Origin of the sequence: Maritalea myrionectae (genome assembly GCF_003433515.1) — a bacterium.
GTDB lineage: Bacteria > Pseudomonadota > Alphaproteobacteria > Rhizobiales > Devosiaceae > Maritalea > Maritalea myrionectae.
This window is the reverse complement of record NZ_CP021330.1, coordinates 1,344,881-1,366,140: the sequence shown is the minus strand read 5'-3', so window position 1 is coordinate 1,366,140 and position 21,260 is coordinate 1,344,881. Positions and strand designations below refer to the sequence as shown.

The window sequence follows — 21,260 nt, the reverse complement described above, 5'->3', positions numbered from 1 at the left end:
CCCGTTAATTGACACGGTGTAAAGTTGTCACCGTGTAAAGTTCACCTTGACTAACGCAAAGGAACAAGAAATGAAAGTCATAATCTTTGGTGCTACGGGCACTATTGGTCGCTTGGTGGTGGAAGAGGCCCTGGCCGATGGCCATCAAGTCACCGCCTTCGCCCGCACCCCGCAAAAGCTAAATGTTCAGCATTCCGCCCTCACCCTTCAGGCGGGCGACGCCACCAACGCCACCGAAGTGGCAGATGCCGTCAAAGGACACGATGCGGTCATCATTACGCTTGGTGCCGGTATGTCACGCAAAAGCCGCATCCGCTCTGTCGGCACCGCCAATGTCATTGCCGCCATGAAGCAGCACGGCGTCAAACGCCTTATTTGTCAATCCACCCTCGGCGCCCATGAAAGCTGGGAGAACCTCAATTTCTTTTGGAAACGCATCATGTTTGGTGCGCTGCTCGCCCCCGTCTTCAAAGACCATGAATGGCAAGAGGCCATGGTGCGTGATAGCGGCTTGGATTGGACTATTGTTCGCCCCAGCGCCTTTACAGATGATAAGGCAACGGGACGTTTCAAAACCGGCTTTGGGCCGGGGGAACGCAGGCTCACTCTTAAAATCAGCCGCGCCGATGTCGCCGCCTTTATCAAAGACCAGATTTTGGGCACGGACTTTTGCCGCCGCGCCGTCGCGATCTCCAACTGAGGGAAAAGGCGCCCTGCCAGGAGGGCGCCTCCATTCATCATTCTTGCGCATTTGGTTGCGCCGCACTTTCGTCGCCACCAAAAGCTGATTTCATGAATTCATCCTTCATCAAATGCGCCTTCATGGCAGGCAGGCCCAACGCCCGCAATCCGATGACCACCGTGTAAATCAATGTTGCGGTGACCAGCGCATCCAAAAACCACCCAAGCGGCACTGCCAAATGACCCAAATAGCTGGGGAGCTCACCCAACGCCGGCAAGGTCCAGATGCCAGTGAGACCATGCAACACCAAGGCCATCCAAAAACCAACGCAATAAGGGCAGTGCCATTGCTCATATAAAGAGCGCAACGGCGAAGGCAGCTCCGCGATCAAGCGGTTAAACCAATCGCCCCACTCCGGCAATTTTTCCCAAATCAAAATATATAGGGCCACGCCCATCAAAACCAATTCAATGTTCACATCATTTCCTTTCACCATTCAGTCAGGAAGCCTGACTGACTTTTAAAACCAAATAGAAGCTAACTTCTATTGGCTGCTGCCTTCATTTCATCTGCGACAGCATGAAGATCATCGGCGGGCAATTCCGACATCAATTGCGCCATCACGGTCGCATAAATGGAATCTCCTTGCTTCAGCAGGGTGCGCCCCTCTTTCGTCAGCAAAATATGCTGGGCCCGCGCGTCATATTGGCAATCGACCCGCTCCACCAATCCACGCTCTTCCAGCTTCAACACCATGGCGCTGGCCGAGGCTTTGCGCACGCCCATCGCCTCCACAACATCTTGCAAATGTTGCCCATGATTGTCCTTGTCCGTCTTGTAGGATTCTTGATCCCGAATAGCACTCAGATATTCAAACTCACTATGGCTCAACGACAATTTTGCCGCCGCCCGCACCCATTCACGATGCGCTTTCCTGTGCGCCAACTCCAAAAACTGAACAAGTAGCATTTTGCCCTCTTAGTTAGTAAGGCTTCCTATCTATCAGAAACCATGATAATGTCAAGTCAGCAAAAACTCGCACCACCGGAGCAATCTATGTCCCATTTGCCAGACTTTAAAACAGAGCGCCTGCGCGTCACGCCATGGTCCGGTACCGACCTGAATCGCCTTGATCGCAAAGCGCTCACCTCAATCCTGACACCGAACGTATTGAAGCATCTGCCCGCGCCACTGCAATTTGATGCCGCCACCCAAACCATTGACGACTGGATCGTTGCACGTTTGGCGGAAAGTGATCTACTCGCGATCAGAACAAGCGATCCGTCCGCTCTGATCGGTTTTTTGATCTTGGCCAGATTTCAAGAGCCGCCCCAACCACCCCAGATCCATCTGGGTTACCTGTTGAGCGAAAACGCATGGGGCAAGGGCTACGCAACAGAGCTGGTTGCCGGGTTAGTCGCATGGTATCGCGCCCAGCACCTGCCAGCCCACCTATGGGGCGGTGTGGAAACGACCAACCCCGCTTCAGCGAAAGTGCTGCAAAAGGCCGGGTTCCAACGCGAGGAGGGTGAAGCCACAGAAGGCACAGAGATGTACAAACTGGTCATTTAAGTCGCCAGCACGCCCTCACCTATGCACGATCCCGCTTAAAACACACCGTGTTTGGAAAATCAGGCAACCAATCTTCGCGCCGCTCAACCCATGTTTCATAGTCAGGCACAAACTGGCTGGGCGCATCCAACGCCCCCAAATGCAATTCAATTTCATCATCAGTGACCGCAAAAACTGAGCCACCACACGCTGGGCAAAAATGCCGCCCTTGATAGCTTTTGGTTTCCCCAGTCACCTCCACCGCACCAAAGGGAAATATCGCCGCAGCGTAAAACAAAGCCCCATGATGCTTGCGACAATCCATGCAATGACAAACGCCAACCCGATTTGGTTGTCCACTTGCCATCACCCGCACCTTGCCACAAGCACATCCGCCTTTATGCTGGGTCACACCACACCTCCAGAACCGCAAATCAAAAATTCAATCTATGGATGCGCGCCACCAGTGTCTATACACCCGTGTTCAGCCATTGCTAGGATGCAAATTATGTGCCGCCGAGTCTCAAAGGAGTTTCAAATTGCTGAAGCTGATCGAACCAAAGCCGGAAGATAAACCCTTGCTCGACAGACTCGAGCAACTCTACGGCTATGACTTCAGCGAAATCGCGGGCAACGTCATAGGGGCAGATGGTTTGTACGGCTCAAATCCCTGCTTCACTGAAATGTGGACAGATCCCAACCGCTTCCCCCGTCTCATCTATGTGAATGACGAACCAGCAGGCTTAGCCCTAGTGCATCAACTTGGCGAACGGAAATATGATATGGAGCAGTTTTTCGTCATGCGAAAGTTCAGGCGTTCGGGCATTGGCCGCGACGCAACCCATCAGCTCTTCCGCGCCTTCCCCGGACATTGGACCGTCGAACAAATCACTGAAAACATTGGCGCCCAAGCCTTCTGGCGCAACTCCATTTCAACCTTCACCAATGGCAAATATCACGACACATTTGGTGACGATCCAGTGCAGAGCTTTGAGTGCTGAGGTGATCTCACGCCTCTGCGAAAAAACGCAAAGCAAGCTACGCGACATTTTGCGTTTGCTTGTGTCGCATCATATGGCCGCCACGGATCGTCGTGAACAGCAAGAATCCAGCCGGGCCGAATAAGAATGTCACTGGAAGGCAGGGAACAACAAACCAGAAACGGATATTCTCCGCCCGCGCCTTTCGGCATATCCACGCGCCAATAAGCAAATCAAATGCCAGAAAGTGAACCCACCCTGCCATCAAGGCTGATTGCTGAGCAAAAAGAACTTCGATTTCAGCGAAGTTGCCAAAGCCACCCTGCTCTGTTGGCAGCAATACTGCAATCGCGACATAAAATATCGCCAACGCCACCGGAATTACCAATCCCGCAATCCTGTCCGACCATGTGGGCATCCAAGGCGAAAACAGTAAAACCAGCCAGCCCAACATCGAGAACACCCCAACCAGCGAAAACATCAATTCATAATCCATCACAAATCTCCCATTCAAAATAACCCATCCTACCTATTGCAGTATGCTTGCACATGCAAGTATATTGCAATATAACTGCAAGCATGACAGATATTCAAACGATCAACGCTCTACGCCTCCTACAGGCCGGCGACGAGTTAAAAGCAAATTTGGCTGGCGAATTCTCTGCGGTGCATGGCCTATCGGTAAACGAATATTTTATGCTGCTGCACCTGCACAAAGCGCCACGACATCGCCTTGCGCGTGTTGAACTGGCCAAGCGCATGCATGTCAGCGCCTCCACCGTTACCCGCATGGCCGCGCCGCTGGAAAAAATCGGCCTGCTGGGTCGCGAGGTGGATGAACGAGATGCACGCTTGTCCTATGTCACCCTCACCGAGGCGGGCCAAACCAAGCTCGCCGAAACCCAGACTACCTTTGCCAAACATGCAGGATATGTTTTCCAAGACCGCTGGTCGCAAAAAGAACTGGAGCAACTTTCTGAACTGCTCTTACGCATGGTGGCAGGCACCGCAGGCAACCTGACCTAGATTTCCAAAAAGAAAAAAGGCGCCCCATCAGGAGCGCCTTTTAATTTCTCAAGCCTAAAGCAAACTACCTTAGCTATCCAAGAAGCTACGCAGTTTGCGGCTGCGGCTTGGGTGCTTCAGTTTGCGCAAGGCCTTCGCCTCGATCTGACGGATACGTTCCCGAGTCACGCTGAACTGCTGGCCCACTTCTTCAAGCGTATGGTCGGTGTTCATGCCGATACCAAAGCGCATCCGCAACACACGTTCTTCACGAGGTGTCAGTGACGCCAAAACCCGTGTTGTGGTTTCACGCAAATTGGATTGGATCGCAGAGTCGATCGGCTGCACCGCGTTTGAATCCGGGATAAAATCGCCCAAATTGCTGTCTTCTTCGTCGCCAATTGGCGTTTCCAAAGAAATCGGCTCTTTCGCGATCTTCAGCACTTTGCGCACCTTATCCAAAGGCATTTGCAGCTTTTCGCTCAATTCCTCTGGTGTCGGCTCGCGTCCAATCTCGTGCAACATCTGACGCGATGTCCGAACGATTTTGTTGATCGTTTCGATCATATGCACCGGAATACGGATCGTACGCGCCTGGTCCGCAATTGAGCGGGTGATCGCCTGACGAATCCACCATGTGGCATAAGTCGAGAATTTATAGCCCCGGCGATATTCAAACTTATCAACCGCCTTCATCAAACCAATATTGCCCTCTTGGATCAGATCCAGGAATTGCAAACCACGGTTTGTGTATTTTTTCGCAATCGAAATCACGAGGCGCAAGTTCGCCTCAACCATTTCTTTTTTCGCAATGGCGGCTTCGCGCTCACCTTTTTGTACCTTGTGCACAATCTTGCGATATTCAGAAATGTCCATGCCCGTTTCAGTGGCAAGGGTTTTGATTTCTTCGCGCAACTCCTCAATCATGTCGCGCTCGGCCACAGCAAAGTTGGTCCAGCCCGGCTTTGGCAGTGTGGAAATGGTATCCACCCAGTCCGGCGCCAGCTCGTTGCCGTGATATTCGGTCAAAAAGTCTTCGCGCTGAATGCCATAGCTTTCCGCCAAACGCAGCAAACGGCCCTCAATGCGCACCAAACCTTTGTTGATGTCATAAAGCTGTTCAACCAGCGCTTCAATCCGGCCATTGTGCAGGGAAAGTGACTTCACTTCCGCAATCACTTCAGCTTTCAGCGAGTTCAGCTTTTTCAACTGTTTGTCGGTCAGCGTGCTGGAGGCCAGCTTTTGCTCAACCTGCTCATCATGCAACTTGCGCAACTTGGCGTAAGTGTTCGCAATCAGATCAAAGGTTTCAACAACCTGCGGCTTAAGCTCAGCTTCCATGGCTGACAATGAGAGGTTGTTTTCAAACTCGTCATCATCATCATCGTCGTCGCTGTTTTCGCCGCCTTCGTCAGGCTTTTCTTCAGCCGTTTTTTCCTCAGCCGGCTTATTGGTCTCGCCTTCTGCCGGAATGGTTGGCTCTTCTTTGGCGTCTGGGCCAGCATAAGTCGCTTCCAGATCGATAATGTCGCGCAGCAAAATTTCGCCTTCGGCCAACTGCTCGCGCCAAATAATAATCGCCTGGAAGGTCAAGGGGCTTTCGCAAAGCCCTTCGATCATGGTTTCACGACCAGCTTCAATCCGTTTTGCAATCGCAATCTCGCCTTCGCGAGACAACAGCTCCACTGTGCCCATTTCGCGCAAATACATGCGCACCGGATCGTCCGTGCGGTCTGAACCTTCACGGGCGTTGGATTTAGACGCAACGGCGGTGCCGGTTGCAACTGTAAGCTCGGTGCTGCTGGATTCTTTTTCAGCTTCGCGCTCTTCGGCTTCATCTTCTTCGATCACGGAAATGCCCATTTCAGAGAGCATCGCCATCACATCTTCAATCTGCTCTGAAGAAACCTGATCGGAGGGCAAAACCTCATTGAGCACTTCATAAGTGACATAGCCACGCTTCTTGGCGGCCCGAATCATTTTCTTTACAGATGATGCGGAAAGATCGAGGAGCGGACCGTCTTGAGCTTCGGCGCTGCCTTCCTGCTTCTCGTTTTCCTTAGCCTTAGTCGCCATTCATTGTTCTCCTGAACGCGGGGATGGCAGAATTGCCTGCTTATATCTCGCTCCGAACAAGGGAGGGATATTTGCTCTACCCTAGCGCATATCCAAATCTCATTTCACATTCGTTACCATGGAGAGTATTTGAACGCCAAATACGCGAAAACCGCCGACCGACCCTCCGCTTTTTTTAAAAAGCTTAGAGACCCCGCGTCGAGCGCCCTGATAACGAACCAAACCCTTCAATCAAAGCTTCCGTGCCATCAACACTGGATAGTTGGTTCTGTATGTCGCGTAGCCGTTCATAAGATTCTTCACTTGGGTCATTTCCAAGTGCCAATTCGGCCGCTTTCAGTTCTTTATTTAATCGAACTGATTTATAATGCAAGGCCAAAGCGTGATTTAAGCCGATTTCGGCATCACTTTTGTCCGCTTTTTCCTGTACCTGCCAAATGCCCTGCCGCCGCACTTGGTCATGGATCGTGGCCAGCGCCTCGGTCAAACCGCGCTGTTCAACCGCCTCTTTCAGCTGCGCGGCGGTCACGTTCGGGTCCATCGCCACCGCGTTTACCAACATGTCGAGCATCTGCGTGGCCACTTGGCTGGTTAGTTCCAAATTCGCCAAATCTTCCAAATGTTGCTCGGCCAATTCCGGGTGATTGATCAATCCCAGCAAAATAACCGCCTCGCGCGGATGCATGGACCCGACGCTTGTGCTTTTCAGCCGCTGCATCAGGCTCGAGCTCGGCGCATAGCTTTTGCGGCCATTTGTCTTAATCGATCCAAAATTTGAATTGCGTCCGCCTCCGCCGCCAGCACCCCGGCGATAGGGCTTGTTCCCTTGCGGCCGGAAAAAGCGATACAGCATGTCATTAAAGGCCTGCCCATAATGCTTTTTCACCGATGGATCAGCAATTTCATTGGCCAAGCCGCGCAGCCGCGCCTCTAACTCGGCCCGCGCTTCCGGCGTTTCCACATTGGCGTTCTGCGTCTCGCGGTTCCAAATCGCTTGCGACAGTGGCACCGCGCTGGCCAGCAGATCTTCAAAGCCTTTACGCCCCTCTGCCTTGATCAGATCATCAGGGTCAACGCCTTCGGGCAGGGTCACGATTTTAGCGCTTTGGCCCGGCTTGAGCATCGGCAACATCACATCCATCGAGCGCCCCGCCGCGCGTTGACCGGCCGTGTCGCCATCGAAGCAAAGCACAGGCGTTGATGTCATCTTCCACAGCAGACCCAAATGCTCATCTGTGAGAGCGGTGCCAAGGGGGGCCACAGCCCCATGGAATCCCGCCTGCACACAGGCAATCACATCCATATAGCCTTCAACCACCACCAGCGGCTTGCCATCATGGGCCGCCTGCCGCGCCATTTGGCCATTATAAAGCGTGCGGCGCTTATGGAAGAGTTCGGTTTCGGGCGAGTTGAGATATTTCGCCCGCGCCTCGGGCGACATCGCTCGCCCCCCAAACGCCACCACGCGGCCGCGAAAATCCTCAATCGGAAACATCAAGCGGTTGCGAAACCGATCAAATGGCACGGCAATATCGTCACCCGCCACCAGCAGGCCACAGGCAATCATTTGCTGCGCCGTCACTTGGTTTTGCGCCAAAAACTCTTTCAGCCCATTGCGACTGTCTGGCGCAAAGCCCAACCGGAACTGCTCTTGAATTTTCGGTGACACACCGCGTTCATTCAGATAGCCCCGCGCCCGCGCGCCCACATTTGCCGCCAGCGCCTGTTCAAAATATTGCGCTGCCAAATCCATCACATCATAAAGGCTATTGCGCTTTTGCTGCCGCGCTTCTTGCTGCGGGTCACGCGCGGGCATTTGCACCCCGGCCTGCCCCGCCAGCCGTTCCACCGCTTCTGGAAAGCTCAAACCGCCTTTTTCCACCAGAAAGCGAAAATGGTCGCCCGTAACGCCACAGCCAAAGCAGTGATAAATGCCCTTGCGGTCATCAGCATGAAAGCTCGGGGTCTTTTCCCCATGAAACGGGCAGCAGGCCCAAAAGTCCCCGCGCCCGGGCTGCGACTTGCGCTTGTCCCAAGATACAAATTCGCCCACCACCTGCGAAATATTCAGGCGTTCACGAATTTCATCTAAAAATTGGTCACTAAATCGCATGGTGTCCTATCAATTAAACCACAAGGCGAACATACCAGCTTGGCCGCCCGTCATCCGTGAAAAGCGCTGCATCACATCTGTATCAACAACGCGCCCCTTCTCCATAAAAGGCGCGAATGCGGCACCATGTACCATCAACAGCAGATCGAAATCCCCTGGGTTAGTCAAAAGCTTATTGATGTTGATCCCCACTTGGGTGTTGTCACGCCCCTCGATTCGCCAAAACGGCACCAACGCCTCACCAGCCAACACCGCATCAAGTTCGGCCAAAACGTCCTGCCAGCCATCGGCGACCTCCTTTGTCACAGGCACACCAAACGCAGAACTTTGGTTTGGGTTGGGCAACCACTCAGCCTGATCATCTTCTTCCAGCGCCACCAAGCGCCAAAACTCTTTATTAGCGGCAATCATGCCTTGAAAGTGGGTGAGCGCCTTTTGTGTCCGTGCCACTTCCGGCTGACCATGCAACGCGGTAACGATAATGGCGATCGTATCAATAATGTTTTCGTCGCCGAATATCGGGTCGCGTTCCAAGATTCCCAATTCACGCATCCGGGTACTACCATCGGTCACCTTCTTGATCGCAGATGTCGGATCAACCGAAAGCACCATTTCTGCCATGCCTTGCATCACACGTGTGTAAGCCAACAGCCATTGCGCGTCGGCACGATCAAACTGCACAATCGGCAACTCTACGTCTGCGGCCCGCCGCATTTCGAAAAACCCGGCCATAAACATGCCCATGGATTCGTCCGGCGCGCGCACCCCGTCCTTATCCACATCGAACCACACATCATTCAAATCAATCGTCAGCGCAAATTCGTCTTCACTTATGTCTGCAAGCGCCCGCTCCGCCTCGGCTAGACGTTCCAGCGCGCCAGTCAGGCCGATCTCGATAAAGGCGGGGTCAAATTCTGAATTGGGATTTACCCTCAATACGGTCTGGCCACCCGGCACCAACGGCAAGCGTCCTGAATAATTTTCATAACGCGAATGCAGCATATATTGCACCGCATCTAGCGTGTGCAGCGCGCCGAGCATAAAGCTTTTGCGTGCGCTGTTTTCCTGTTCGGCAGCATAGTCGAGACCGCCAGAGACGCCCTGCTCTGCCAGAATGGCGCTCAGTTCCGATGGCTGCGCCGCCTGCCCATGGGCACCGCCCGCTAACCCCAAGCTCAAAAAAAGACCTAAAATAAAATGCCGCATGCTCGCCTCCGGGCACCCCGACATTGAGGTGCCATTGTTTCAATAAGTGACAATAGAACTATCTAATGCGCTCGGGAACGGAAAAGCAAATACCCAATGGTGCAAGTCAAACAGGTTCGACGATCAGCATCTGCTCAAGGTGGACAATATCGCCCTCAAAACCAAATGCCGCGCCGCCATCCTGATCAATTCGGGAAACGCCAAAGCCACACTTTTCCAACACGCGGATTGAAGCGGGGTTGGACGATAAAGCGTGCGCCGTGGCCACATCAAATCCGTCGTCACGCAGCTTTTCAAGCGCCTGCCGCACCATGGCGGTGGCCACCCCCTGCCCCGCATGGCTTTGGGCCACGCGATAGCCAAGGTCTGCCCGCTCCCCATCGTAAACAAGGTTCAACCGCGCCACGATGTCATCGCCGTCAAAGACAACATAATATGCGCCTCGCCCCGTCCTCGCTTCTTCGCAAAGGATATTCACCGCTTCCGCCATGCCCTCATCTGTGAGCATGCGCAGTGGTCGCTTGGGCACAAACTCGGCGAAATAATCGCCATTACCCCGCTCAAAGCGCAGCAATGCCGCCACATGACCTTCGGAAATTGGGGTTAGTTGAGGCTCAAATACTGACATGTTTAGCCGTTCAGTTTGGCTTTCACATTTTTGGAGGCTTGGCCAAAATCAATACGGCCCGGATATTTGGCTTTCAAAATACCCACAACTTTGCCCATATCTTTCAGGCTTTGCGCCTCAGTTTGCGCAATGGCCTCGTCAATGGCGGCGTCCACTTCGTCTTCGCTCAAAGGCTTGGGCAAGAAATCCTGAATGGTTTTGATCTCAGCCCGTTCTTGCTCAGCCAGTTCTTCGCGGCCATTTTCGGCGTAAACAGCGGCAGATTCTTCGCGCTGCTTCACCATTTTTTGCAAAATCTGTAAAATTTCTGCGTCGTCCACAGCCTCTTTGCCTTTGCCCCGCGCTTCAATGTCACGATCTTTGATCGCCGCACTGATCAGGCGCAATGTGCCCAATCGACTTGAGTCACGGCTTTTCAGGGCTTGCTTAAGGGCTTGGTTGATTTGGTCTCGCATGAAGCATCATCTTTTGCTGTTGAAACAAGGGTTGAGTTATACCTAAGGCTAACCTTTATGCCAATGCCTCTTTATAAAAACATCTAAGCGACTGAATTTAAACAGTTAAATCTTTGATGGAATCGGTTGATTTTCTGCGCCTGCTCCCTTAGTGTCCATCCGATCCAGACCAAATCGGGTGAGCCTACGCGCAGCTAGACAAAGAGCTGCCCTAAAGCCACACCCAAATGGTGGATCGGTTACATTCAGCGATCAAAAGGAATGGCCGAAATGTCGGGTTGGCAAGAAACCAAAGCTACAGCACTTCTAATCTTTCAAGATGGAACAATTGTCGAAGGCCAAGGCCTCGGCGCAACGGGCCATGCGGTCGGCGAAGTGTGTTTCAACACCGCCATCACAGGCTATCAGGAAATCCTGACCGATCTGTCCTATGCCGGACAAATCATCACCTTCACCTTCCCCCACATTGGCAATATCGGTGCCAACGCGGAAGATGTGGAAACAGTGAAAATGGCATCCGCTCCCGGCGCACGCGGTTGTGTACTCAAAGCCGACATCACCAACCCATCAAACTATCGCTCAGCCGAGCATTTGAACGATTGGCTCAAAGCCAACAATATTATCGGCATTTCCGGCGTCGACACCCGCGCCCTCACCGCCATGATCCGCGACAAAGGTTTTGCCAACGCCATCATCGCGCACGATCCTGAAGGCAATTTCGAAATTGATATCCTGAAAGCCGAAGCCGCCAAATTTGCAGGCCTCGAAAATCTGGATTTGGCCAAAACGGTTTCGACCGCCCAAACCTACAAATGGAATGAACGCTCTTGGGAGTGGGAAGAACGGGTTATCGATCCGAAGGAAGCTGAATTCCACATTGTGGCTGTCGACTATGGCGCCAAAGCCAACATTTTGCGCTGCCTGGTTGATCAAGATGCAACGGTCACCGTTGTGAACGCTGAAACACCGGCAAAAGACATTCTGGCCCTCAATCCCGATGGCATCTTCCTCTCCAATGGCCCGGGCGACCCGGCCGCCACTGGCGAATATGCGGTGCCGATCATCAAAGAATTGATTGAAAGCGGTTTGCCTATTTTCGGTATTTGCCTTGGCCACCAATTGCTGGCCCTTGCCTTGGGTGCAAAAACCAAAAAGATGCACCAGGGTCACCATGGTGCCAACCACCCGGTGAAGGATTTGACCACCACGAAAGTGGAAATCACATCCATGAACCATGGCTTCGCTGTGGATGGCGACACTTTGCCAGCAGGCATCACCGAAACCCACAAATCATTGTTTGATGGATCAAACTGCGGCTTGATGGTTGACGATAAACCGATCTTCTCTGTGCAGCACCACCCTGAAGCATCCCCCGGCCCGCACGATAGCCACTATCTGTTTGCCCGCTTTATGGACAATGTGAAATCACACAAAAAAGAGGCGGCATAACCACCTCTTTTAACAAAATAAGATTGATGGGCGAGCGGGATTTAAGCCATCCCCTCGCCTATTTTTTTGGGCAATAGCCTGCTGATAAACATCAAGATGCCCTCCGCAAACCACTCGGCACCTTTGCGGAACCGCCATTCAAATGCCCAAGAGAATAAGAACGCCGCAACCCCAGTTGAAACGATCGTAAGCGGCAGGCTAATTGCATAACCCAACGTCGGCGTCATTGCACGAAGCAACAAATAGCCCAAGTTTTCATGCAGCAAATACCAGGAATAGCTCACTAAACCGACCTGCGTCAGGCTTGGTGTGATCAATGGAATGTGTGGCAGTCGCCATCCTTCGGCAAAAGACCGAAATAAAACGATGAGCCAGAATGTGATGATCACGGGCAGCAAAGTTCTGGGTCCAAATAAATAGGGCGAAATCCCTGCCGCTTGGCTAAACACCACCAAACTGGCCAAAAGCATTTGCAGTTTGAAGGCGTTTGAAAAATGCCAGCGGCCTTTGGCCAATTGTGCGCCCAGCACACCAAGGGCAAAGAAAGGCAAAAACGGCGCGATCAGGACCAGTCGCAAGCCAGTCGCCACTTTCCATATCGGATCAAACGCAAGGCCGACCCAAAACGTCAATAGCCAGAAAATAGCCAACACCACGCTCAATCGGTGAAAGAATTCCACCAATCGGTTGCTGTTCTTAAACGCCATGGCGCAGAAACCGATCAATGCATAAAACTGCAACTCGACCGTGATCGACCAAAACGAACCATTGACCCATTCAAAAATGCCCCCCAAAAACAGCAGATTACCCATCAAATCTGTCCAATTTGGCTGAGTGGGCCTGAAATCGAATTGGGGCAATAGCGGCAACGGCACAATCTGATCCAGCGCGAACAATAAGATCGCTGCGGCTGCAAACGCCGGATAAATCCGCGAAAACCGTTTGGCGAAAAACCGCCAAATTGTGGGCGCCCGCTCCAACGTGTAGAAAATGCAATATCCCGACAGGATGAAAAAGAAATAGACGCCGACCCAGCCAAAAACGACGGGCAGAGCCAACGGCTCAGCCGCGCCGAAAACAGTCGCTGGCAAGCGCGCTGTATAATGATAAAGGATCACCAGCAGAATGGCCGCAGCGCGGAAAATATCCAGCGTCACATCGCGTTCAGCACCAGCTCGAATAGCATTGTCAGTGTGCGAAACAGTCATTTGCGGTTCCTTGTTCAGTCGCCGCCATTATCACTCGCTTCGCACGCGCCTACCATCTTTAGCTTTTGTTAAGCTTAATCCTTAAACTTTTATCAACCAATCGTATCGCACGCCTGCACATCGCCGGTTTTATATCCGCGTGAAAACCATTCCATGCGCTGGGCTGACGTGCCGTGGCTGAACGTCTTTGGCACGGCAAATCCTTGGGTGCGCTTTTGCAGCGTGTCATCGCCAATCTGTTCAGCAGCATTAAGCGCTTCACGAATATCGCCGCGGTCCAACAAGTTCTGCTCACCAACATAATTGGCCCAGATCCCCGCATAACAATCTGCCTGCAACTCTATGCGCACCGAATAGGCGTTCTCTTCTTCTTGCGGCAACGCACCACGCAATCGATTAAATTCAGGCAATGTGCCAACCAATTGCTGCACATGATGGCCCACCTCATGCGCCAACACATAGGCTTGTGCAAAATCACCACTCGCCCCGAATTGATCGCGCAATTGCGCGTAAAATGCCGGATCAAGATAGATTTTCTGATCACTGGGACAATAAAACGGCCCTGTTCGGGCGCTGGCCACCCCACACGGAGACGTGGTTTGCCCTGAAAACAACACCAGCTTTGGTGGCACATAAGTCATGTCATTCTGTTCAAACACCAATGTCCAAAGATCTTCGGTTTCAGCCAGATTGACCGCGACAAAATCAAGCAACCGATCCTCACCCGCATCCGCCATGGGTAGATTATCACTCGGTCGTTGCGTGTAAGACCCGCCGCTATTGCTCAAATCACCGCCAATTAAGCTCAGGGGATTGATCCCCAGCAGCCAGGCGACACCAAGCACCACAAGCAGCATCAAAAGTCCGCCACCACCTCCACGCGCCGCGCGGCCACGCGGCATCGGGATGCGGACCCGACGGCCAGATCTGCCCCCAGAGGGGCCCGATCGCCGGCCACGGCGATCCTCAACATTGCGACTACGCCGCCGACCTTCCCATTTCATGATTCAATCATCCTCACTTAACCATCTAATTTAATTGCCACTTTCTGGAGGGCCTGTCCACTTATCCACCGCACCAAAATTAAATTTTGACCAAACTGTCAAAAATCATACATCATTCCGTCATCGAACCGCGTCAAATGTGCCCGCCAACGAAGGCCCAAGCGATCGACTTTTACTTACATCGCATTTTTCCAATGGAGGGAACTATGTCTCACTTTAACTCTATTTCTCGCCGCGCATTCCTTGCTGGCGCGGCTGGGGCAGGCACCTTGGTTGCCATGCACCCCTTTTCTGCAATGGCCAATAGCGCACAAGCTCATTTGCGCTTGATGGAAACGACAGATATTCACGTCGCCATCCACCCCTATGACTATTATGCCGATCGCCCGAACGACACGATGGGCCTGGCTCGTACCGCGAGAATTATTGAAAATATTCGCGCCGAAGCCACCAACACAATGCTTGTCGACAATGGCGACCTGATCCAAGGCAACCCGATGGGCGACTATGTTGCCTATGAGCGCGGCTTTAAAGAGGGTGACCTGCACCCCATGATCGCCGCCATGAACACGTTGGGCTACGACATCGCCACCGTCGGCAACCACGAGTTCAATTATGGTCTGCCGTTCCTCGAAAAAGCACTTGCGGGCTCAAGCTTCCCCTTTGTATGCGCCAACATCGTGATGGGCACCACATTGGGTGATGATCCCACCAAAGACAAAACGCTGCTGCCGCCATTCAAGATTTTGGAAAAGCAAATCACCGATGGCGCAGGGGAAACCCACACTGTCAAAGTCGGTTTTATCGGCTTTGTGCCGCCGCAAATCATGGTTTGGGATTACCAGCATCTGAACGGCAAAGTCACCACCCGCGACATTGTACAAACCGCTCAGGCCTATGTGCCTTTGATGAAAGAACAAGGCGCCGATTTGATTGTCGCCCTCTCCCACTCTGGCATTAGCGGCGAACCGCAAACTGATATGATGGGCAACGCGTCACTTTATTTGGCTGGCGTTGAGGACATTGATGTTGTGTTCACCGGCCACCACCACAATGTGTTCCCCAGCTCACAATATGACGGCATTGAAGGCGTGGACACAACCAACGGCACATTGCAGGGCAAGCCATCTGTGATGCCCGGTTTCTGGGGATCCCATATGGGTCTGATCGATTTGTTGATCGAGAAAAGCGGCAATGAGTGGAAGATCATCTCGCATACCTCAGAAGCACGCCCGATCTATGAGCGCATAGAACGCGAAGTCAAACCTTTGGTTGAATCAGTACCTGCTGTTCTGGCCTCCGTGCAGAAAACCCATGATGAAACGCTTGAATATGTGCGGACCGCCGTGGGCGAAACCGCAGCCAAGCTGCATTCTTACTTTGCACTCGTCGCCGACGATCCTTCGGTACAAATCGTCTCCCAGGCCCAACTTTGGTACACCGAGCAAATGATGCGCGGCACCGAGTGGGAAGGCTTGCCCATCCTGTCCGCAGCCGCACCGTTCAAAGCCGGTGGCCGTGGTGGTCCGGATTATTACACCGACGTTCCCGTCGGGCCGGTGGCCATTAAAAACGTGGCTGACCTTTACCTCTATCCAAACACCGTGCGCGCGGTGTTGATCGATGGCCGTGGCGTAAAAGAATGGTTGGAGCGCTCCGCAGGCATCTTTAATCAGGTGGAACCGGGGTCAACTGATCAGAAACTGATCAATGATGAATTCCCATCTTACAATTTCGATGTGATTGACGGCGTCACCTACAAAATCGACGTGTCGCAACCGTCGAAATATCCACCACGCGGCGGCGACGCTATCAACCCGGATGCATCACGCATTGTGGATCTGCGCTACAATGGCGAACCGATCGACATGGATCAGAAGTTCGTTGTGGCCACCAACAATTACCGCGCATCTGGCGGCGGCAGCTTCCCTGGGCTTGGCGATGATGTCATCATCTTTGTGGGGCCGGACACCAACCGCGATGTGATCGTGCGCTACATCGTTGAAAAAGGCACGATCAACCCACAGGCCGATAGCAATTGGTCCCTCGCCCCTCTCGACAACACAACTGTTTTGTTTGAAACTGGTCCAAATGCAAAGGCACATGTGGAAGACGTCACAGCGGTGAAGATCGACTATGTGGGCCAAGCGGATAGCGGGTTCGGAACCTATCGGATCACGCTGTAACGCAAACGAAATCAAGCATCCTAACCTGGCTTGTAGGGCGGCGTTTCATCACGCTGCCCTTTTTTATGCCCCAAAAAATTGAACAGTCTTTTCATAATTCAATCTTTTGTTAATCTCATCCAATCGCCACAATTCCGCGTAACAATGACATCATTATAAGGGAGGCCTAAAATGCAATTTTCAAGAAGAGACTTTTTACGCACCGGCGCAATCGTCGCTGGCGGCATCACATTTGTACCTTTTAGCGCTTTGGCAGATGGTCACAATATGCATGAGTATAAAACCGATAATGGCATGATCAAAGTTCATCCGATCAGCCACGCATCTGTGGTGTTGGAAACACCTGAGGGCGTTATTTATGTGGATACAGTTGGCGATCCAGCGCAATATGCGGATCTGCCTGCGCCTGATCTCATTCTAATCACCCACGAACACGGCGATCACTATAATGCGGAAACGCTCAGCGCATTGATTGGTGATGACACCAAGCTGCTCACCAACCCGGCTGTGTTTGACATGTTGCCAGAGAACCTCACAGCAAATGCCATGCAAATCGGCAATGGTGGCGTAACCAGCTTCAATGAAGTGAATATCGAAGCTATCCCCGCATACAACACCACGGAAGAACGCAAGAACTTCCACCCCAAAGGCCGCGACAACGGCTATGTCCTCACACTGGATGGCTTCCGCCTCTATATTTCCGGCGACACGGAAGACATTCCTGAAATGCGCGCGCTTGAAGATATTGATCTGGCATTTGTGTGCATGAACTTGCCCTTCACCATGGACGCAAAAGCTGCCGCTTCCGCCGTGGCAGAGTTCAAACCAAAAGTGGTTTACCCCTATCACTATCGCGGCCGTGACAATGGCACGCAAGACCCAGCAGAGTTCGCCAATATGGTTGGCGCCGCTGCTGAAGTTAAAATGGGCGATTGGTACTAATTCAAAATCACATTTTCAAAACGCGCCGCACCCAAAGACATTTGGGTGCGGTTTTTTGTTGAAGCAATGCGGCACACAACAACGATCAAAACCGCTGGCTTCAAAACAAACATTCCAGCTTGACGACTCTATTTTGTTCACTTTATGTTCCAACTGAAAACCAAATCAGTTTAACCCATATCCAAAGTGAAAGAAAAAACATGATCAAAGGAAGCTGTTGTTGCGGCGCGGTGAAGTTCGAGCTCAAAAACAAACCCTCCATGCTGGGCACATGCCATTGTTCTCGCTGCCGAAAGGTGGGCGCCAGCGCGATCATCTTTGTTAAAAAAGACGATTTGGTTTGGGTGCAAGGTAAAGACCAAGTGGCCACGTACAAGCCAGAAGCACCCTATAAATATGAGCGCAATTTCTGCAAAAACTGCGGCACGTCACTGGGCGAAATTCTTTCAAATGACGATAGCTTCCCCATCGCTGCCAATGCGATCGACAGCGAACTTGATCTGAAAAACCAGATGCACGAATTCGTCGCCGAAAAACCCTCATGGTATGAAATTTGCGATGAGGCCGCGCGAAATATGGAGCACCCTGCCTAGGCGGGGCGCACCAAGAGCTTAGAGCGCAATGTGCGCCACCACCGGATAATGGTCCGATATTTCATAATATTTCGGGCCATCATCACCAATCTGGCGTAAAATATCCGCATCCTTCACCCAATTATCCGGCCCATTGCGGCTGTAAAGAATGTGGTCAATCCACACCCGATGATAGGTGTGGTTAAAGATCGGATCGGCAAACGAAGTTGTGGAATTATCTTCAAAGTTCAGCCGCGCCTTGTCTTTATCGCTCAACCGATCAAACAGCGCGTTGCCCAGCACCAAACCCGGGTGCCACACCGAGCCCATCAGGCTTTCCACCCCGCTCGCTTTCAGCTTCATTTCGCTGGTATCAAAACCGGGGCCATCATTAATGTCACCGCACACGATCAACGGGATATCTTTGGTCTCGTCGTCCGATAAATAGCCGTCCAAAAACGCCATGCGAAACTGCCGACATTGCGCCAGTAACCGTTCCCGGTTGGCATCTGCCATCGCCCACCAGCGCGACCATTCATGGGCCGAAAAGATGCCCTTACTTTTTAGGTGCAGCCCCACCACGCGAAATATTTCGCCATCCACCAACTTGATTTCAGCATAGGCGGGACGTCGCTCAAACCGAAACCATTCGGGGATTTTATCGGTGCCCACATCCATCCAGAACGGCTCACTCGCCTCAAAAATCGCGCCGCTATTTTCGTCCATGCTGTCAAAAATGCGCATCGGCGTTTGCGCATCAAACTTGTTGCCATCAACGCGCACCGCAATGCCCACACATTGCGACGAACTCCACACATCCGTGCGGCCCGGCCCGTTGATTGATTTCGACGTCTGGATAAAACATTGCCAATCGCCGGGGGCCAGCTCATCAAACAGAAGCTGCAATTCTTCAGTTTTGTTCGGCCCCTCCACAATTACCATCAAATCGGCATTGATATGCTGCAACGCCAATGCAATATCGGCCTTGCGTTCGGCAATGGTCACCTTCTTGTTGCGATCCGCGAAATCAGCATCATCTTTAAAAACGCTTGGGGCGCCATTGCTGCCACCGGTGAAAAGATTATTCAGCCACTCCATATTCCATACGGCAAATTTAATCTCAGCCATGAGATCCCTCCCTGCCAAAGTAAAAATAAAAAACGCGCACTAAAATAGGGACGCATCTTACCAGAAAAATGGCGGGGATAAATATGGTCCGATGCGGGGGGACACACCGGACCATGCTGCTCAAACCCTAGGAAGGAGAGAGTGAAACTAAAGTGAGCAAATTTCTGAACGCGTGAGAAACCGTTTCTCGCGTCCATTGTCGAGGGAAAACATACCACCACGTCCGGGCACCACGTCGATGATCAAATTGGTGTGCTTCCACGCCTCAAATTGATCGCCGCCAATATAGAATGGCGCACCGCCAATCTCACCCAAAAGCACATCATCATCGCTGATCATCAGATCCCCCTGCGCGTAGCACATGGGCGAAGAACCGTCGCAACAGCCACCAGATTGATGAAACATGATCGGGCCGTGATCGCGCTTGATTTCTTCAATCAATTCAAGCGCCGCGTCCGTCGCGGTAACCTTTTGCTGTGTCATGCTACTCCTCCAGGAATGGGGCTGATCGCTCAGCCCCGCTCCGTTCGATCAAAAGAAACCAAGTTTTTGTGGTGCATAGCTCACCAGCATATTTTTGGTTTGCTGATAATGATCCAGCATTTTCAAATGGTTCTCGCGGCCAATGCCAGACTGCTTATAGCCGCCAAACGCCGCATGGGCCGGATAAGCGTGGTAGCAGTTGGTCCACACACGGCCCGCTTGAATGGCGCGACCAAAGCGATAGCACGTGTTGGCATCGCGGCTCCACACGCCAGCACCCAGGCCATAAAGCGTGTCATTGGCAATGGAAAGCGCCTCATCATTGTCCTTAAAGGTGGTCACAGACACAACGGGTCCAAAAATCTCTTCTTGGAAAATGCGCATCTTGTTATCGCCCTTAAACACGGTCGGCTGAACGTAATAGCCGTTCTCCAGATCACCGCCCAAATGCGCCTGCCCGCCACCGGCAAGCACTTCCGCGCCCTCCTGGCGACCAATATCGAGATAAGACAAGATCTTCTCAAGCTGCTCGGAAGACGCCTGCGCCCCAATCATCGTGGCTGAATCCAGCGGATTGCCTTGCACAATCGCGTTCACTCGCTTCAAAGCTCGCTCCATAAATTCATCATAAATGTCTTCATGGATCAGGGCGCGACTTGGGCAGGTGCACACTTCGCCCTGGTTCAGCGCAAACATCACAAAGCCTTCAATCGCCTTGTCAAAATAATCATCATCCTCGCGGGTGACATCTTTAAAGAAGATGTTCGGGGATTTGCCGCCCAATTCCAGCGTCACTGGAATGATGTTCTGGCTGGCATATTGCATGATCAGGCGGCCTGTTGTGGTCTCGCCAGTAAAGGCGATTTTGGCGATCCGCTTGCTGGACGCCAAAGGCTTGCCCGCTTCAAGGCCAAACCCGTTCACCACGTTCAGCACGCCCTTCGGCAACACATCCGCGATCAATTCCAGCAACACCATAATGGAGGCCGGGGTTTGCTCGGCAGGTTTCAGCACCACGCAGTTGCCCGCCGCCAAAGCCGGCGCCAGTTTCCACGTCGCCATCAAAATCGGGAAGTTCCACGGAATGATCTGCCCCACAACGCCCAAGGGCTCATGGAAGTGATAAGCAATCGTGTCATTGTCGATTTCGGCAATCGAGCCTTCCTGCGCCCGGATCACGCCGCCAAAATAGCGGAAATGGTCAATCGCCAACGGCAAATCAGCTGCGGTTGTTTCGCGGATCGGCTTGCCATTGTCCCATGTCTCGGCTTCCGCCAACAGGTCCAGATTGGCTTCCATAATGTCCGCAATCTTGTTGAGCATCACTGCCCGCTCTGCCTGGCTGGTGCGACCCCAGGCATCTTTCGCCGCATGCGCAGCATCCAGCGCCGCTTCAATATCCGCTTCGTTCGAGCGCGCCACTTCGCACAGCACTTGGCCATTCACTGGCGATGTGTTCTCAAAATATTTGCCAGATTTCGGCTCAACAAATTCACCATTGATGAAGTTGCCATATTTGGCCTTGTAGATGCGCGATGCAGATTTGGTAATATCAATCTTGTTCATTCTATCCTCCTCAAATCCCTTTCTCC

The 21,260-nt window shown here is 52.5% G+C and carries 22 protein-coding genes; 8 read left to right on the top strand and 14 right to left on the bottom strand.

Annotated elements, in window-relative coordinates:
- The first annotated feature begins 70 nt into the window (after nucleotides 1-70).
- Entirely contained in the window at nucleotides 71-700 is a 630-nt protein-coding gene (locus tag MXMO3_RS06700) for an NAD(P)-dependent oxidoreductase (RefSeq protein WP_117395363.1), read from the top strand.
- A gap of 37 nt (nucleotides 701-737) precedes the next feature.
- Here MXMO3_RS06700 and MXMO3_RS06695 read toward each other — a convergent pair whose 3' ends face one another.
- Entirely contained in the window at nucleotides 738-1,160 is a 423-nt protein-coding gene (locus tag MXMO3_RS06695) for a hypothetical protein (RefSeq protein ID WP_117396737.1), read from the bottom strand.
- Nucleotides 1,161-1,219: 59 nt separating this feature from the next.
- On the bottom strand, nucleotides 1,220-1,651 hold the full coding sequence (locus tag MXMO3_RS06690) for a MarR family winged helix-turn-helix transcriptional regulator (protein ID WP_117395362.1): 432 nt from the start codon (nucleotides 1,649-1,651) through the stop codon (nucleotides 1,220-1,222).
- A gap of 87 nt (nucleotides 1,652-1,738) precedes the next feature.
- On the opposite strand from MXMO3_RS06690, the gene MXMO3_RS06685 reads away from it, so the two are divergent.
- Entirely contained in the window at nucleotides 1,739-2,254 is a 516-nt protein-coding gene (locus tag MXMO3_RS06685) for a GNAT family N-acetyltransferase (RefSeq protein WP_162889155.1), read from the top strand.
- A gap of 19 nt (nucleotides 2,255-2,273) precedes the next feature.
- On the opposite strand, the gene MXMO3_RS06680 is transcribed toward MXMO3_RS06685, so the two are convergent.
- The gene (locus MXMO3_RS06680; protein WP_205468092.1) at nucleotides 2,274-2,645 is read right to left on the bottom strand and encodes a GFA family protein; all 372 of its coding nucleotides are present in this window, start codon (nucleotides 2,643-2,645) and stop codon (nucleotides 2,274-2,276) included.
- 127 nt (nucleotides 2,646-2,772) lie between these two features.
- On the opposite strand from MXMO3_RS06680, the gene MXMO3_RS06675 reads away from it, so the two are divergent.
- Complete coding sequence (locus MXMO3_RS06675; protein ID WP_117395359.1) at nucleotides 2,773-3,234, top strand: GNAT family N-acetyltransferase; 462 nt, start codon at nucleotides 2,773-2,775, stop codon at nucleotides 3,232-3,234.
- A 37-nt stretch (nucleotides 3,235-3,271) separates the two neighbouring features.
- On the opposite strand, the gene MXMO3_RS06670 is transcribed toward MXMO3_RS06675, so the two are convergent.
- Complete coding sequence (locus tag MXMO3_RS06670) at nucleotides 3,272-3,709, bottom strand: ABA4-like family protein (RefSeq protein WP_117395358.1); 438 nt, start codon at nucleotides 3,707-3,709, stop codon at nucleotides 3,272-3,274.
- Between the two features lie 83 nt (nucleotides 3,710-3,792).
- Between MXMO3_RS06670 and MXMO3_RS06665 the strand changes: the two genes are divergently transcribed.
- Entirely contained in the window at nucleotides 3,793-4,239 is a 447-nt protein-coding gene (locus MXMO3_RS06665) for a MarR family winged helix-turn-helix transcriptional regulator (RefSeq protein WP_117395357.1), read from the top strand.
- Nucleotides 4,240-4,308: 69 nt separating this feature from the next.
- Here the strand turns inward: MXMO3_RS06665 and rpoD are convergent, their stop codons facing one another.
- From rpoD to MXMO3_RS06640, 5 genes are all read right to left on the bottom strand, one after another.
- On the bottom strand, nucleotides 4,309-6,294 hold the full coding sequence (gene rpoD, locus MXMO3_RS06660; RefSeq protein ID WP_117395356.1) for an RNA polymerase sigma factor RpoD: 1,986 nt from the start codon (nucleotides 6,292-6,294) through the stop codon (nucleotides 4,309-4,311).
- A 184-nt stretch (nucleotides 6,295-6,478) separates the two neighbouring features.
- Complete coding sequence (gene dnaG, locus MXMO3_RS06655; RefSeq protein WP_027834516.1) at nucleotides 6,479-8,407, bottom strand: DNA primase; 1,929 nt, start codon at nucleotides 8,405-8,407, stop codon at nucleotides 6,479-6,481.
- 9 nt (nucleotides 8,408-8,416) lie between these two features.
- The gene (locus tag MXMO3_RS06650; RefSeq protein WP_117395355.1) at nucleotides 8,417-9,613 is read right to left on the bottom strand and encodes a hypothetical protein; all 1,197 of its coding nucleotides are present in this window, start codon (nucleotides 9,611-9,613) and stop codon (nucleotides 8,417-8,419) included.
- A 106-nt stretch (nucleotides 9,614-9,719) separates the two neighbouring features.
- Nucleotides 9,720-10,241 carry a GNAT family N-acetyltransferase gene (locus MXMO3_RS06645; RefSeq protein WP_117395354.1) on the bottom strand — a complete coding sequence of 174 codons (522 nt, stop codon included), beginning with the start codon at nucleotides 10,239-10,241 and terminating at the stop codon, nucleotides 9,720-9,722.
- 2 nt (nucleotides 10,242-10,243) lie between these two features.
- Entirely contained in the window at nucleotides 10,244-10,696 is a 453-nt protein-coding gene (locus MXMO3_RS06640) for a GatB/YqeY domain-containing protein (RefSeq protein WP_027834518.1), read from the bottom strand.
- A 261-nt stretch (nucleotides 10,697-10,957) separates the two neighbouring features.
- Between MXMO3_RS06640 and carA the strand changes: the two genes are divergently transcribed.
- Nucleotides 10,958-12,145, top strand: a complete 1,188-nt coding sequence (gene carA, locus MXMO3_RS06635; protein WP_027834519.1) for a glutamine-hydrolyzing carbamoyl-phosphate synthase small subunit — start codon at nucleotides 10,958-10,960, stop codon at nucleotides 12,143-12,145.
- Nucleotides 12,146-12,186: 41 nt separating this feature from the next.
- On the opposite strand, the gene MXMO3_RS06630 is transcribed toward carA, so the two are convergent.
- Both MXMO3_RS06630 and ypfJ read right to left on the bottom strand, forming a co-directional pair.
- A complete protein-coding gene (locus MXMO3_RS06630) occupies nucleotides 12,187-13,353 on the bottom strand; it encodes an acyltransferase family protein (protein ID WP_117395353.1) in 1,167 nt (388 codons plus the stop codon).
- Between the two features lie 92 nt (nucleotides 13,354-13,445).
- Nucleotides 13,446-14,357 carry a KPN_02809 family neutral zinc metallopeptidase gene (ypfJ, locus tag MXMO3_RS06625; RefSeq protein ID WP_117395352.1) on the bottom strand — a complete coding sequence of 304 codons (912 nt, stop codon included), beginning with the start codon at nucleotides 14,355-14,357 and terminating at the stop codon, nucleotides 13,446-13,448.
- Between the two features lie 206 nt (nucleotides 14,358-14,563).
- Here ypfJ and MXMO3_RS06620 point away from each other — a divergent pair, with 206 nt between their 5' ends.
- The 3 genes from MXMO3_RS06620 (at nucleotide 14,564) to MXMO3_RS06610 (ending at nucleotide 18,078) form a co-directional block, all read left to right on the top strand.
- The gene (locus MXMO3_RS06620) at nucleotides 14,564-16,543 is read left to right on the top strand and encodes a bifunctional 2',3'-cyclic-nucleotide 2'-phosphodiesterase/3'-nucleotidase (protein ID WP_027834522.1); all 1,980 of its coding nucleotides are present in this window, start codon (nucleotides 14,564-14,566) and stop codon (nucleotides 16,541-16,543) included.
- Between the two features lie 171 nt (nucleotides 16,544-16,714).
- Nucleotides 16,715-17,485 (top strand): MBL fold metallo-hydrolase, encoded by a 771-nt coding sequence (locus MXMO3_RS06615; RefSeq protein WP_027834523.1) that lies wholly within the window; start codon nucleotides 16,715-16,717, stop codon nucleotides 17,483-17,485.
- Between the two features lie 200 nt (nucleotides 17,486-17,685).
- Nucleotides 17,686-18,078 carry a GFA family protein gene (locus MXMO3_RS06610; protein WP_117395351.1) on the top strand — a complete coding sequence of 131 codons (393 nt, stop codon included), beginning with the start codon at nucleotides 17,686-17,688 and terminating at the stop codon, nucleotides 18,076-18,078.
- Between the two features lie 18 nt (nucleotides 18,079-18,096).
- Here MXMO3_RS06610 and MXMO3_RS06605 read toward each other — a convergent pair whose 3' ends face one another.
- The 3 genes from MXMO3_RS06605 to adh all read right to left on the bottom strand — a co-directional run bounded on the left by MXMO3_RS06605 (nucleotide 18,097) and on the right by adh (nucleotide 21,234).
- The gene (locus MXMO3_RS06605; RefSeq protein WP_117395350.1) at nucleotides 18,097-19,185 is read right to left on the bottom strand and encodes an endonuclease/exonuclease/phosphatase family protein; all 1,089 of its coding nucleotides are present in this window, start codon (nucleotides 19,183-19,185) and stop codon (nucleotides 18,097-18,099) included.
- A gap of 147 nt (nucleotides 19,186-19,332) precedes the next feature.
- The gene (locus MXMO3_RS06600) at nucleotides 19,333-19,668 is read right to left on the bottom strand and encodes a DUF779 domain-containing protein (protein ID WP_027834526.1); all 336 of its coding nucleotides are present in this window, start codon (nucleotides 19,666-19,668) and stop codon (nucleotides 19,333-19,335) included.
- A gap of 48 nt (nucleotides 19,669-19,716) precedes the next feature.
- Entirely contained in the window at nucleotides 19,717-21,234 is a 1,518-nt protein-coding gene (adh, locus tag MXMO3_RS06595) for an aldehyde dehydrogenase (protein WP_027834527.1), read from the bottom strand.
- Between the last annotated feature and the right edge of the window lie 26 nt (nucleotides 21,235-21,260).